Source organism: Bacillus sp. FSL R5-0434 (genome assembly GCF_038004745.1).
Classification (GTDB): domain Bacteria; phylum Bacillota; class Bacilli; order Bacillales; family Bacillaceae; genus Bacillus; species Bacillus halotolerans.
Genome location: NZ_JBBORV010000001.1, coordinates 665,000 through 679,630, shown reverse-complemented (window position 1 = coordinate 679,630; position 14,631 = coordinate 665,000). Strand labels below are relative to the sequence as shown.

Below are 14,631 nucleotides of genomic sequence, written 5' to 3'. Positions count from 1 at the left end.
CCTAAAAGCTTCTTCTATGCTAAACCTAAACGTTCAAAGATCAGATCTACATTTTTCAGATGGTAATGATAATCAAAGCAGTCAGCAATTTTTTCCGAAGAAAGACGGGAAGTGATTTTCTCTTCCGCTTCCACAAGCTCACGGAACGGTACTTGCTTTTCCCATGCCTCCATTGCTTTCGGCTGCACTGTGTCATAAGCTTCTTCACGAGTCAGGCCTGTGTCAATCAATGCCAGCAGCACGCGCTGAGAGTAGATCAGCCCCAATGTACGGTCCATGTTGCGCTTCATGTTTTCCGGGAAGACCGTTAAGTTCTTCACGATGTTGGAGAAGCGGTTCAGCATGTAATTCAGCCCAATTGTCGCATCCGGAAGAATAATCCGCTCCGCTGAAGAATGAGAAATATCGCGCTCATGCCATAATGGAACATTTTCGTAAGCTGTCATCATGTAGCCGCGAATGACACGCGCTATACCTGTCATGTTTTCAGAACCGATCGGATTCCGTTTATGCGGCATAGCTGATGAACCTTTTTGCCCTTTCGCAAAAAATTCCTCGACCTCGCGTGTTTCACTCTTTTGCAGTCCGCGAATTTCAACCGCGAATTTCTCAATGCTTGTCGCAATCAAAGCAAGTGTCGCCATATAATCAGCATGGCGGTCACGCTGAAGCGTTTGTGTTGAAATCGGTGCGGCTTTCAGGCCGAGTTTCTCACAAACATACTGCTCTACAAACGGATCAATGTTCGCATATGTGCCGACAGCACCGGAAATCTTACCAACCTCGATGCCTTCCTTCGCTTGTTTAAAGCGTTCCAGGTTGCGTTTCATTTCTTCGTGCCAAAGCGCCAGTTTTAAACCAAATGTTGTAGGCTCTGCGTGTACGCCGTGTGTACGGCCCATCATGACGGTGTATTTATGTTCTTTCGCTTTTTCTTTTATAATGTCAACAAATCTCTCAAGGTCCTTGAGCAGAATGTCATTTGCCTGTTTTAATAAGTAAGAAAGAGCGGTATCTACGACGTCAGTTGACGTTAAGCCGTAATGCACCCATTTTCTTTCTTCGCCCAGTGATTCGGATACAGCGCGCGTAAAAGCAACTACGTCATGGCGCGTGTCCTGTTCGATTTCTAATATGCGGTTGATATCAAATGACGCATTTTCGCGCATCAGCTTTACGTCTTCTTTTGGAATAACGCCAAGCTCCGCCCACGCTTCACAGGCAAGAATTTCAACCTCTAACCATGCTTGAAATCTGTTTTCATCCGTCCAAATCGCGGACATTTCAGGTCTTGAATAACGTTCGATCATTCTGCTTGTCCTCCGTCTCTATTTCTCCATTTATTTGTGATCTCCTGAATCCATTCGTCTTCAGGCTGCTTCATAAAAGTAATATGCCCCATTTTGCGGCCTTTTTTGATTTCATGTTTTCCGTATACATAAAGCTTTGCTTCTTTTAAAAGCTCTGGCTCTTCCTCTGGGATCTTCACTTCATCGCCGAGAAGATTCACCATCATGCCAGGCTTCAGCAGCTCCGTTTTTCCAAGCGGAAGGCCGCAGACCGCTCTGATATGCTGTTCAAACTGGCTTGTTTCGCAAAGATCCAGCGTGTAATGTCCTGAATTGTGCGGTCTTGGCGCCAGTTCATTAACCAAAAGCTCATCGCCCTCTGTCAGGAACATTTCAACAGCAAGCGGTCCGACAAGGTTCAGCTCATCTGCGAGCTTAACGGCCAGCTCATCTGCCTTTTCCTGAATCCTTTCTTCAACCCGTGCAGGCACGATGCTTTGGAACAGAATATTATTGTGGTGAATGTTTTCTGCGGCCGGGAACGTCGAAATTTCTCCGTTTACCGATCTGACAACAATCACGGACAGTTCCATTTTAAAAGAAACCCAGCTTTCGAGAATGCAGGTTCCGTGCTCTAAAAGAGCTGAAGCCTCTTCTATTTGTGCCGTTTCCTTGATGACAAATTGGCCTTTGCCGTCATATCCGCCGCGGCATGTTTTCAGCACTGCGGGAAGCCCCAGCGACTGAACCGCCTCTTTCAGCTCATCCTTTGTTTTGACGATGCGGTAAGGTGCAACTTCACAGCCTGCGGATTGAATCGCTTTTTTCTCTGTTTCACGGTTTTGGGTAATGAGCAGCAGCTCACTTCCTTGCGGGAGATACGCATGACCTTTCAGCCAATGCAGCGCATCATAATCGATGTTTTCAAACTCATACGTGATAATATCGCTGATCTCAGCCAATTTCCGAATCGCTTCACGGTCGTTGTATGAAGCGGTGATTTCAATATCCGCCACCTGCCCGCACGGCGAGTCTTTTACCGGATCGACGACCGCGACTTTATACCCCATTTGTTTTGCGGAGACAGCCATCATTTTTCCAAGCTGTCCGCCGCCGATAATGCCGATGACGGCTCCCGGATAGATGATTTGATTAGACAAGCTGATCACTGCTTTCTAACACTGTTTGTTTTGTATTTTCTCTTCTTTCATCTAACTTTCTGGCCAGATCCTCGTCAAAAGCTGACAAAATTTGCGCCGCTAACAGACCTGCGTTCACAGCGCCCGCTTTTCCGATGGCTGTTGTGGCAACCGGCACGCCTCCAGGCATTTGCACGATGGAAAGAAGTGAATCGAGTCCGTTCAGCGCCTTGGATTGAACCGGAACACCGATGACCGGCAGCGTCGTTTTAGCAGCTGTCATCCCCGGCAGGTGCGCCGCTCCTCCAGCACCGGCGATAATCACCTTGATGCCTCTTTCTCTGGCTGTTTCAGCGTACTCAAACATGAAATCAGGCGTCCGGTGAGCGGAAACCACCTTCTTTTCGTACGGCACTTCAAGTTCTTCAAGTATGTCGCATGCGTTTTTCATTGTCTCCCAATCGGAAGTGCTTCCCATGATGATCCCTACTAGCGGCTGCATTCTGTTCCCACCTTCTAATGCTTTAGTTTTCAGAAAATAAAAAATACCCGGCTTTGTATTGACTTATGAGGAAGCAATACAAACCGGGCATGGTGCATGTATCGGCAGTCGTTCGCTTCTGCGATATATCCATGTCAGTTTTATCGATCACTTTCCTGCATAGTCCGGCAATTTACGGTTGCCGGGTAGAAACTTATGGGCCATATTCCCAAGATTATATGAGGTCGTGTTTTGATTTCATGTTTATCTTAACAACGGACTTGGATAATGTCAACGATATTATCGAACGATACAAAAATTCATTCTTCTAATGTTCGTGTTTTAGATCAATTTCCCTTCAAATACGATTTTTTTTCCGCACGGAACGATATGAATTGACCCATTTTCCATCTTTTCCTTGAAAATCGGTTCTTCCATTCGACGTACAGGCATATATCCTTCTTCTTTCATTTGCTGAAGCACTGCTTCTATCGTTTGCTGTTCTGTCACTTCAAACTTTTTCTTCTTCGGCTTTGCCATTATTCTTTAATTCTCCTCTTCTTCACCGCTTTGACCCAGAAGCCGCCGTGGATCGTTTTTGGTTCATACGCAATAATAAAAGCTTTCGAATCAAGCGTTTTAATCGTATCATACAGCTGCAGCTCATATCTTCTCGGCGTCAAAATCTGCAGGGCCGTGCGGTCGCCTTCAAGCCCGCCGGCCACCCAGTTCGTTACGCCGTAGCCTTTTTCACGAAGCTGCCTTGGAAGATCGAGGTCAAGCTCTTTTGTAATCACATTGACCATAATATAGCCAAGCGCCAGTTTTTCTTCGATTTTCATGCCGACAATAACGCCCAAACCATAGCCGAGTGCGTACGCAATCACGTTTTGAATCTGGTCTAAGTTATCAAGCACAAGGCTCAGCCCTGTCACATAAACCAGAATTTCAATGGTGCTGATACCGGCCGCTAAATACCGCTGGCCTTTCAGTGTTAAAATCATTCTTATCGTAAAAAATGATACATAAACAACATTGATAATCAGAATAATGAGAACCATTGCTAATCCGTTTGATAATAAGGTTTGCATCATTTTATAAAACCTCCTTACTCATTCAACTTACGTAAAGCATTCATATTCTACTAGAGAAATGAACCCTTTACAATCAGCTATGGCCGTCATCGCAGGCAAAATTTTTCGACACACTCTCTTCATCACTCAGCAATAGTTTACCCTCTTTCTGTCCTTTTCAAAATCCAAACAAAAAAGCCTGCTTTTCAGCAGACTCATTTTTCTTTATCTATTGTCACATCTCTTTTTTCATTTTCCGAAGGGACTCATATTCTTTCTCAAGTTCACTCAGCGTATAATCAGCGAGCTGTTCCCCTCTTCCGCGATAAAATTCTGAGAGCATTAATTTGGTTTTTAAAAATTCCTTCTTTTGATAAATCGCCTGACGAAGTAAATGGGCCATGTCCATCATCCTCCACCGCATTTTCCTCATCATACACGGATTAATCCTACAATTCAACTGTGTTTTTTAGATATATTTGTAAAAACTGTGACATCAAAAAAACCGGCCTTTTCAGCCGGTTTTTTTACATTAAAGCGGGATAAGCGATGCCGTAAAATATTCAGAAATAAACGGCCAAGTCACTGCCGCAAACAGCAGCGCAACGGCTAAAACAGCAAACACACAATAGATATAGTCAATCGGTGCCTCGCTTGCCGCCTGATACAGACGCTGTACATATAACGCCATCATAAAGAAGATCGAAAACAGCATTAACACTGTAAAAAGGACAGTCAGCATCGGTACATTCACGATCGCAAATATCATCCAAATGATTGAAACGGCGATCACCGGAACAAGCAATGAGCCAAAACCAGCCGCAGCTTCCTTGAATGATACCTTTTGCTTCATCATATACCGAGACACGGCCCATATGGAGAAGACCATAACAGCAAAAAAAACGAGCATATACACAAGAACAACAAAAAATCCGTCATAAAACGCGTGATGGCGCTCTCCAAAACCAAGCGGCCTGTTCCAGCTCGCCTTTAACTGAAACCAGTTTCCGATTGAAAAAACGATACTGAATATGAGCATTGAAATAAGACCATATTTATAATGAGAGAAACCATCTGCCACAACAGTTTTCGCCGGAGACTTTAATATTGAAAAAGCAAAGCCGCAATATCTGTTAATGGCTGCCCAAACAGAGGATAGCTTTTCTTTCACAGACGATTCTACGCGTTCCTTATGTTGTTTCTGCTTTTGTTTCTGCTTTTGCTTGCTTTGGCGGCTGGCTTTTCTGGACATCCGCGAAAGCGGCTCTTCATCTATTCCTTCATTCTGGTTAACTTCTTCTTCAAACGTTTCTTTTCTTTCTTCCGTCATGTTAGCAACTCCTATCAAAAATATACGGCGGAATACCATTCAGTAAGAAAATAAAACACTTATATAAGGTACCGAAGCCTTCCTGAACAGTCAAGTCATTTCCATTTAAGTAAACAATGGCGGCACATCTACATGACGGTATATGATATGAAATGGTTTTGCCTTTCGCACAAAATAAAAAACCAGCCGCAACATCGCAGCTGGTTTTCATTCATTATTTCAAGAAAATAAAGTAAAGAATAAATACAACAAACAGTCCGTACATGATCGGATGAACCTCTTTGGCTTTTCCTTTGCACACCATTGTAATCGGATAGAAAATAAATCCGATGGCAATCCCGGTCGCAATGCTGTACGTTAACGGCATCATGATCATTGTAAGGAAAGCGGGAACCGCCACTTCGAACTTATCCCAAGCGATTTTGCCAAGCGGCGCTACCATTAGTGCACCGACAATGATCAGTGCCGGAGCTGTTACATTTGACGTAACGACTGATAGAAGCGGCGAGAAAAACATAGCGAGCAAAAAGAGAAACCCAGTTACAATTGCCGCAAATCCGGAACGAGCGCCCGCAGCAACACCCGAGCTTGATTCCACATAAGACGTTGTCGTAGACGTCCCAAGCACGGAGCCGATAACGATGGAAGTTGAGTCAGCTAAAAGCGCACGGCCCGCACGCGGCAATTTGTTTTCCTTCATTAAACCAGCCTGTGTTGCCACAGCAACCAGTGTACCAGCCGTATCAAAAAATCCGACAAACAAGAATGTTAAAATGACGATCAGCATTTGCACAGAGAAAATATCCGGCAAGTGAATCCAAGCTTGTCCAAAGGTCGATTCCAGGCTCGGCACACTTCCGACGATTTGAGACGGAACCGGAACCAAACCGAAAATCATCCCGGCAATCGCCGTTAACAGCATCCCGATAAACACGCCAGCGTTGACGCGAAGCACCATCAAAATAACCGTTACGATGACACCGAAAATCGTTAACAGCACAGGACCGCTGTGAATGTTTCCGATTGTGACAAGGGTTGAAGGATTCGATGCAATAATTCCTGAGCCCTGCAAGCCGACAAATGTAATAAATAGGCCAATCCCCGCTCCGACTGCCAATTTCAGCTCAGGCGGAATGGCGTTAATGATTTTTTCACGAAAACCTGTTAAAGAAAGAGCAACAAAGATCAGTCCTGAAATGAAAACACCAGACAAAGCGGCCTGCCAGGAAATCCCCATACCGAGAACGACAGAAAACGCAAAAAACGCGTTCAGCCCCATACCGGGCGCAATGGCAATCGGATATCTCGCAATCAGTCCCATTAAGATACAGCCTGCTGCAGACGCCAAAGCTGTCGCCGTAAAGACCGCGCCTTGATCTATTCTCAATGCTTCCGGAAAATCTTTTACACTTTCCAAAGCAAGCGTAATCGGATTGACGAACAGGATATACGCCATGGATAAAAAGGTCGTTAATCCGCCGATGATTTCGTTGCGATAGCTGGTACCCAGCTCATCAAACTGAAAAAACTTTTTCAAGCTATATGACTCCCTTCACTCTTTGCTATTTATCCTGCCCTGAAATCGCCAAATAAAAAACGCCCCAATACATTTTGGGACGCTTGACTACAGACGGATTTCAGTTTGAATAAATAAACCTGTTTTATTTATATCAAACGAAAGAAATGTTTACGTAGTCAAGCCATTTACGGTAGCTTGGTAGAAACTTGCGAGCCATATCCCCGCGATTATACGAATTCATCTTATTTGATTTCTGAGTCTATTGTACCAACTTCGATTTGAAAAAACAATATAAAAAACGAACAATAGTCGGTTAAAAATCGATTTTGTTCGTAATAAACAAAAAAAACCATCTTCTCGGCATAATTGCCAAAGAAAATGGTTTTCGCTAATTTTACTTATTCCCACTCAATCGTCGCAGGCGGCTTACTTGTAATATCGTACACCACGCGGTTGATATGCTTTACTTCGTTTACGATACGTGTAGAAATCACTTCAAGCACATCCCATGGGATACGCGCCCAGTCAGAAGTCATGCCGTCAATTGATGTAACGGCGCGAATTCCGATTGTGTAATCATATGTTCTCGCGTCACCCATAACACCAACACTGCGAATGTCAGGAAGAACAGTGAAGTATTGCCAGATATCACGCTCTAAACCATGATTAGCAACCTCTTCACGGAGAATCGCATCTGATTCACGAACGATTTCCAGTTTTTCTTCTGTTACTTCGCCAAGAACGCGGATGCCGAGTCCCGGTCCTGGGAACGGCTGGCGCCACACGATTTCATCCGGAATGCCGAGCTCTGTGCCAAGCGCGCGCACTTCGTCTTTGAAGAGCGTGTTTAACGGCTCGATCAGCTCAAACTGCATGTCTTCAGGAAGCCCGCCGACATTGTGGTGAGATTTGATCGTTTGCGCCGTTGCTGTACCGCTCTCGATGATATCTGTGTAAAGCGTACCTTGTGCAAGGTAGTCGATGCCTTTGAGCTTGTCCGCTTCATCATCGAATACGTAAATGAATTCATTACCGATGATTTTGCGTTTTTGCTCAGGATCAGAAACGCCTTTTAGCTTATTTAAGAATCTGTCTTTTGCGTCTACTTTAATCACGTTCATGTTAAAGCCTTCGCTGAATGTTTTCATAACGCCTTCAGCCTCGCCTTTACGGAGCAGGCCATGGTCTACAAAGATACAAGTCAGCTGGTCGCCGATCGCTTTATGAATCAAAACAGCAACAACAGAAGAATCAACGCCGCCGCTAAGCGCGCAAAGAACCTGTTTGTCTCCGACCGTTTCACGGATTTTTTGCATTTCGATTTCGATAAAGTTCTCCATTGACCATTCGCCTTCGCATTCGCAAACGCCGAATACAAAGTTTTTCAGAAGGTCATTGCCGTATTCAGAATGGCGCACTTCCGGGTGGAACTGAACACCGTACCATTTTTTATCCGCTTTGCTCATTGCTGAGTTCGGGCAGTGATGGCTCGTCGCATCAACAGTGAAACCTTCAGGCACTTCTACAACCAAGTCACCGTGGCTCATCCAAACCACTTGTTCATTCGGAAGATCTTTGAACAAATCAGGTGTTCCTTCGATGTGGATGTTCGCTTTGCCGTATTCACGCTGGCTGGCAGCTTCTACTTTACCTCCAAGGTAATGAGTCATCAGCTGCATGCCGTAGCAAATCCCCAATACAGGAACATCTAATTCGAAGATTTTCTCGTCACAGCGGAAAGAGCCTTCATCATATACACTGTTCGGACCGCCGGATAAAATAATTCCTTTTGGATTCATTTCTTTAATTTCTTCAGCCGTCAATGTATGCGGATGCAGCTCACTGTATACACCAAATTCACGGATGCGGCGTGTAATCAGCTGATTGTACTGACTGCCGAAATCAAGGACAAGAATCATTTCATTCACTAACTTTGTCATGGTTGTCACCTAATCTCCTCTAAGTTTTTTGACACAGAAAAAAACGAGGACAGATATGAAACATGCTCCGCCCTCTTTGGCAAGGCCGTTTGCCGGAGTCAGGCAACTCGCTCCCAGACTCCGATAATATTCACTAATTCTAACAACACGTCGATAAGCGGTCAAGACCATCTTCTTTTAATTAAATTTTCCCATAACTCTCTAGATTCATTCCAAAGCTTTGCCGAATCGTCATTTCTGTACAGCACCCGTTCATAGTTTGCTGTCAGCTTTAACATGTCTTCAGAATGATATGTTTCGTTGATTCGTTTTGCATACTCCCGCAGCGTTTCGCTGTCACGTTTAGGCAGGCCTCTTCTTTTCATCTGTTTCAGGAGCGCGCCGTATGCCTCAAAAAACACATGCTGATCACTGCGGTGCTTCAATTTTCTCACTGTGAAAACAGGAAGCCATAACGAACGGAAAACATAAAGCAAAACCGCTGTCAAAAGAACCGCAGCCATGGCGGCATACCAGCCTGCTCCAACGCTTGCATGCGCAGACGGCGTTTTTTTGGAAACGGCAGGCTCACGTTTTTCCTTTTGTTTTTGCTCTTTCTCCGGCTGTTTTCTCTTTTCTTTCTGTTCCTCTTTTGCTTTCTCAGGCGAACTGCTGCTTTCGCTGCCGGAATCCTTTGTATCGGAGGAAGCAAACTCAGCCGGATTTGTGAACCCTTTTGTCGGCTCAAAAGTGACCCATCCCTGCTCTGGAAAATACACCTCTACCCAGGAATGGGCGTTGTTATTTGTCACTTCATAGATGCTGCCGTTTTTGTTCCCCGCTTCTTTATATTCACCAGACGTATATCCTTTTACCCAGCGTGCCGGAATGCCGGCCGAACGCAGGAGCACCACCATCGAGGACGAAAAGTTATCACAATAGCCCATCTTTGTTTCAAACAGAAATTGATCCACATAATCTTCATCATCTTTAGGGATGGTGACGTTTTCTGTTTCATAGGTGAACTCGTTTGATCCTAAATAGTCCTCAACAGCTTTGACCTTATCAAACATATTATCGTGATCCTGAGTCAGCTTGATCGCTAGCGTTCTCACCCGCTCAGGCAGAGTATCCGGCAGCTGCATATAGCGGTCGCTGAATGTGTACTCCTCACTGTTTTGTCTCACTTTCACCTTTTTCAGCTCATCCTGTTTATAGACCGGGGAGTTGTACGTCACTGTATAACTGCCCATGTTCCGAATATCACCGGTCTGCTCACTGATCGGAGAAATTTGTTCAGTGTTCCCGTTCATTTCAAGCGAGACAGCCTGCTTAGGCTTAATACTTTGCGCACCAATCGGATACATTACATGGTTATATCCGTAACGCTCATCGACCTTCACGCGTACAGTGTTCTGCTCTGTGGAAACCTTATGATCAAACCACAGATTTTCAACGTTGCCTCCGCTAAGCTGATACGACATGCCCGTGTCTGTTTCAATCCAGCCTTTTCCCGTATACGTATCCTTTGTTTCCACGCGGAAATATGTGCGCTCTTTTCCCTGCCACATGAAAACAGGGGTAGCGTCCTGCTGAAACGGACCGCCGAGCGATTCATCGTGATTCCCGTATCCGATTTTGCTTTCTCCTGCCGGCACACGATCATGATTGGTGACTTTTTTGAGAAAAGGAACGGGATCCGGCCAATTCGGATCTGATTTCGGCGCGGCAAGCCCAAATCCCACCGCGGCCAAAATCAGCACAGACAGGGGGAGAAACCATTTCAGAACAGCCGCTTTCGGTAACGTTATTCGTTCCATCAGCTTAATGCGTTCCAAATACAGAAGGCCCAGCATAAAGAAGCCAATCAGCACGATACGGATAACAGCGTAAGCGGCGTCATAAGGCGTAAATGTATCAAGAATCGTAATATACGCCACTGTCATCATAAAGAAAAATAATATCCTCCTCTGGTAAATCACCCAGTAATGAAGGAGATAGACCAGCAGCCACAGCAGCACAAAAAACAGCAGGGTCCGAAAAGAAGGAATCATATTATCCCATTGTCCTGTCTGAATAAACGTGATATTCAAATAGACATCCTGTAAAAAAGAGCTGACCCAGCTTAAGTCAAAAATAGACCCTTGGTAAAACAGAATGTGTATCGAAATGAATGTAAATAAGACACAAAAAGGAACGGTGACAAACCACCTCATCCTGAAAAAAGTCAGCAGAAACGTCAAGCCGATAAAGACAATAAAAAAGCCTGTATGCTTCGTGTCTGTAAAATGGTCCAGCGGCCTGAGCCACTCCCACAGCAATAAAAAAGCCAGAAAATAAAATAACAGCAAGCTCAAACGGCTTCCCTTCTGGTCATCAAGCGGCATGTACACCGTCACCTCTCTTTCTAAACAACACGCGAAGCTCGGCCGCCTCTCATGATTTGAACTCTGATTTGGTGTTTCAGCATGCGTTCGATCATCATATGCTCACCTTGGGAAAGATCGGCGTCTTTCTCTTTTGCCAGTATAATGGTAACCGGACCGATCCCTGCTTCTGACGTTTTCATCAAATCCTCCGTGATCTGTCCCGTGACAATCACTTTATCAGCCTGGCGAACAGACGGCTTCCCAAGCTCCTCAGCCGCAAAACGGCTTACGCGGTCAGCAGCATCACAATCACAAACGGCTAAGTGATGGAGCATGTGTTTAAAATGCCGCTCTCCCTCCTGAATCGGAAAAATGGACCTTTCCTTTCCGACTGAAGCCAGACCTGCTCCTGCGCCATTTTTCAAAACAGAATGAAGAATCGAAGCTGTCACGGAAACGACCTCTTCGAATGCGTCAGAGCTAAAACGGTCCATCAGAAGAAACAGGTTTTTGCTTCTCGACGGTTCAAATTCCTTCGTCATCAGCTGGCTCCGTCTCGCCGAAGTCTTCCAGTCTAACGCCGCAAAACGGTCACCCGGCTGATAGTTCCTTACACTCGCTGCGACAGAAGAATGGTGCTGATGAACAGGTGATGCCCCGCTTACGCCATCTTCCTGATATCGCTCATTCAGCTGATATTGAAGAGGCTGAAAGAACGGGTAAACAAACACCGCATCGTCTGCCCCATAAAACGCCGTTTTTTCAATCAGTCCGAGGACATCCCCGGTCCGCACCCTGACGGCATGAAAATGATGCTCTCCACGCGGTACTGGCGTTATTTGATATGACATCGTGATGCTCCGTTTGAACCACGGGAATACCAGCTGTTTGGCCAAAGCTTCATCTCCGTTTAATGGCTCTAACCCTGACGGCAGACAATCTTCAATTACCATATACATCAGGGGAAACGGCAGTTTTCTTTTAAGCGTAATCGAAGCTTCCAGCCTGTCTCCCGCATGCAATTGCGTTTTGACGATATGCCGCGACACCTGAAAGGAGCGGAGCGGGTACATCGCCAGCAGCCCGGCGTATACAACAAAAGGGAGACATGCATAAAACAAAAACCAGCTGACAAAGCCGCCCTGAAACATTGCATAAGAGAAAACAGCACCCGTCAATAACGTTAATACGAGCAGTTTCCACCCGTACATCAACCATTGAAATTTCTTTTTCATCAGCGGACCGACGACCTTTGAACCGGAACTTTCACGCCAGACATGATCTCCCGTATGATTGTTTCTGCCTGGATCCCTTCAAATTTTGCTTCCGGCTGCAGGAGCATCCGGTGCGGCAGTGTATAAGGGGCAAGATATTGAATATCATCCGGAATGACATAATCGCGGTCATGAAGCAGCGCAAATGCCTGGGCCGCTTTCATAAGAGCGATGGATCCGCGCGGACTGACGCCTAAGTGAACAGAGGCATGCTGTCTCGTCTTTTGCACGATTTCGACAATATATTCCTTCATGCTGTCATCAGCACGGACATCCTGCACTTCTCTCTGCAGGCGGATGAAATCTTCTTTTGAAATCACAGGCTCGAGTGTCTCAATCGGATGGCTTTTTTCCTGAAGAGATAAGACATCCAATTCCTCTTCAAAGGACGGATAGCCCATGCGAAGTTTAAATAAAAAACGGTCAAGCTGGGCTTCCGGCAAAGGATATGTCCCTTCATATTCCACAGGGTTTTGCGTTGCCATAACAAAAAATGGAGCGGCAAGCGGCATTGTGTTGCCATCTACCGTGACGCTTCCCTCTTCCATCGCTTCAAGCAAGGCAGACTGTGTTTTAGGGGATGTTCGGTTGATTTCGTCAGCCAGCACGATATTCCCCATAATCGGGCCCGGCCGGTATTCGAACTCCATTGTTTTCGCATTATAAATAGAAACACCCGTTACATCAGAGGGCAGCAAATCCGGTGTGAATTGAATTCGTTTAAAATCTGCGCCGATCGATTTCGCCAGAGCGCGAACCATCATCGTTTTCCCTACGCCCGGCACATCCTCAAGCAGCACATGTCCTTTGGCAAGAATAGCTGCTAAGCTGAGTTTTGCGATGTCCCGTTTTCCAACCATTACTTTATCAATATGTTCAACTGCTTTTCCCAGCAAAGGATGCAGGTCTTCTTGGTATGACATTCTCTTCCTCCTAGTCATCTACAAAAATCATCATATAGTAACCTAACTTTACCACAAAAAACGACCTGTATAAAAAAACGATTCTAGCAAATTACTGCCAATACATACAGAGCATTCAAACAAAAAAGCCTCCCATGACAGGAAGCTCTCATTACCCAGTTATTTGTTTTGCAAAGGCTCCATATGAACATGCGAATAATCAATCGCATGCTCCTCCTTCATTCTCCGCTCAATTTCATTCGCAATATCATGGCTTTCTGTAATATTTAACTCTGATGACACTTCAACCACTACATCTACGTGCACAGAGCTGCCCAAATATCTCGCCTTGATGTCTTTTAACCGGCTGACACCGGAGATTTTTTCGATCGTCTGTTTATAATCGGACATGTCCTTTACGTCAAAGCCATCAGTCAATGAATGCGATGATTCCTTAAAAATATCCCATGCCGTTTTGCAAATGAGAAGGCCGATGACAAATGCAGTCACCGTATCAATCCATGCAAGATGGAATTGCGCGGCCAAAATACCGATAAACGTGCCGACACTGACGAATGCGTCCGATTTATTATCAGCCGCCGCCGCAAGCAGCGCTTGGCTGTTCACCTTTTTGGCAAGCCTTTTGTTGTACTGATAGACAATCAGCATCATGACTGCCCCGCCTGCAGCCGTCCAAGCCGCAATCATATCCGGTGTTTCTTCTTTCACAGAAAAAATAGATTCACCGGCGCTGAAAAGCACTTGCAGGCCGACAACCATCATAATAAACGATGCGATAAGTGATGCAATTGTTTCCGCCCGAAAGTGGCCGTATGGATGATCTTCGTCAGGAGGCTTTTGAGAGATGCGGAGACCGATCAGCACAGCAACAGAAGCAATAATGTCTGTTGTGTTATTTAGCCCGTCTGCCGTAAGAGCTTCCGAGTGAAATACATAGCCGATGATCAGCTTAATCGCGGACAGCACAAGATACGCGGCAATACTGACCAGCGCCCCGGATTCTCCCTTTTTCAGTTCATCATATCTCTCCATAAAAAACCTCCTCTCCGCTCATGTTTTCCTATCATTATGATACAAAGCTGACCCGCAGTGGGTCTATAGAAACATGATTCACTCACCACAGAAAAATAGTGACGATAGAACATTTTTTACCCAATACAAATTATTTTCATTTGTAAAAAGTGTTTCAAATCCAATGATACCAATACTTCTAGCCATCCAACACTTTTTCAAAAATATAACAAATCAAAAAAACGGATAATTGACGGAAAATTTTTTCTTTTATTTCGAACATATTCACTCCAAAAACAGCAAA

At 45.1% G+C, this 14,631-nt stretch carries 13 protein-coding genes and 2 riboswitches; all 13 genes read right to left on the bottom strand.

The genetic code is table 11. The annotated features are described in order from the left end of the window. Positions 1-14: 14 nt before the first annotated feature. The 13 genes from purB to mneS all read right to left on the bottom strand — a co-directional run bounded on the left by purB (position 15) and on the right by mneS (position 14,348). Entirely contained in the window at positions 15-1,310 is a 1,296-nt protein-coding gene (gene purB / locus NYE43_RS03520) for an adenylosuccinate lyase (RefSeq protein ID WP_255004889.1), read from the bottom strand. Beyond that, positions 1,307-2,449 (bottom strand): 5-(carboxyamino)imidazole ribonucleotide synthase, encoded by a 1,143-nt coding sequence (gene purK / locus NYE43_RS03515; protein WP_341060913.1) that lies wholly within the window; start codon positions 2,447-2,449, stop codon positions 1,307-1,309. The genes purB and purK overlap by 4 nt, the downstream gene beginning before the upstream one ends. Next, positions 2,442-2,930, bottom strand: a complete 489-nt coding sequence (gene purE, locus NYE43_RS03510; protein WP_024120439.1) for a 5-(carboxyamino)imidazole ribonucleotide mutase — start codon at positions 2,928-2,930, stop codon at positions 2,442-2,444. The genes purK and purE overlap by 8 nt, the downstream gene beginning before the upstream one ends. A 140-nt stretch (positions 2,931-3,070) precedes the next feature. Continuing rightward, positions 3,071-3,172, bottom strand: a riboswitch (purine riboswitch). A 79-nt stretch (positions 3,173-3,251) separates the two neighbouring features. Continuing rightward, a complete protein-coding gene (locus NYE43_RS03505; protein ID WP_101861358.1) occupies positions 3,252-3,449 on the bottom strand; it encodes an NETI motif-containing protein in 198 nt (65 codons plus the stop codon). Beyond that, complete coding sequence (locus NYE43_RS03500) at positions 3,449-4,003, bottom strand: DUF2179 domain-containing protein (RefSeq protein WP_024120437.1); 555 nt, start codon at positions 4,001-4,003, stop codon at positions 3,449-3,451. Before NYE43_RS03500 ends, NYE43_RS03505 begins: the two co-directional genes overlap by 1 nt. 214 nt (positions 4,004-4,217) lie before the next feature. Continuing rightward, positions 4,218-4,385 carry a Fur-regulated basic protein FbpA gene (locus tag NYE43_RS03495; protein WP_010333239.1) on the bottom strand — a complete coding sequence of 56 codons (168 nt, stop codon included), beginning with the start codon at positions 4,383-4,385 and terminating at the stop codon, positions 4,218-4,220. Between the two features lie 129 nt (positions 4,386-4,514). Continuing rightward, positions 4,515-5,312: a hypothetical protein gene (locus tag NYE43_RS03490; RefSeq protein WP_024120436.1), complete on the bottom strand. Its 798-nt coding sequence runs from the start codon at positions 5,310-5,312 to the stop codon at positions 4,515-4,517. Between the two features lie 214 nt (positions 5,313-5,526). Further along, positions 5,527-6,849, bottom strand: a complete 1,323-nt coding sequence (gene pbuG, locus NYE43_RS03485; RefSeq protein WP_024120435.1) for a hypoxanthine/guanine permease PbuG — start codon at positions 6,847-6,849, stop codon at positions 5,527-5,529. A gap of 135 nt (positions 6,850-6,984) precedes the next feature. Continuing rightward, positions 6,985-7,086: riboswitch (purine riboswitch) on the bottom strand. Positions 7,087-7,229: 143 nt separating this feature from the next. After that, positions 7,230-8,771: a glutamine-hydrolyzing GMP synthase gene (gene guaA, locus NYE43_RS03480; RefSeq protein WP_268498651.1), complete on the bottom strand. Its 1,542-nt coding sequence runs from the start codon at positions 8,769-8,771 to the stop codon at positions 7,230-7,232. A 161-nt stretch (positions 8,772-8,932) separates the two neighbouring features. Then, positions 8,933-11,137 (bottom strand): DUF4129 domain-containing transglutaminase family protein, encoded by a 2,205-nt coding sequence (locus NYE43_RS03475; protein ID WP_341060909.1) that lies wholly within the window; start codon positions 11,135-11,137, stop codon positions 8,933-8,935. A 20-nt stretch (positions 11,138-11,157) separates the two neighbouring features. After that, positions 11,158-12,354 (bottom strand): DUF58 domain-containing protein, encoded by a 1,197-nt coding sequence (locus NYE43_RS03470; protein WP_101861360.1) that lies wholly within the window; start codon positions 12,352-12,354, stop codon positions 11,158-11,160. Beyond that, positions 12,354-13,316, bottom strand: coding sequence for an AAA family ATPase (locus NYE43_RS03465; protein ID WP_024120431.1), 963 nt, complete (start codon positions 13,314-13,316; stop codon positions 12,354-12,356). The genes NYE43_RS03470 and NYE43_RS03465 overlap by 1 nt, the downstream gene beginning before the upstream one ends. Before the next feature lie 159 nt (positions 13,317-13,475). After that, positions 13,476-14,348, bottom strand: a complete 873-nt coding sequence (gene mneS, locus NYE43_RS03460; RefSeq protein ID WP_024120430.1) for a manganese transporter MneS — start codon at positions 14,346-14,348, stop codon at positions 13,476-13,478. Between the last annotated feature and the right edge of the window lie 283 nt (positions 14,349-14,631).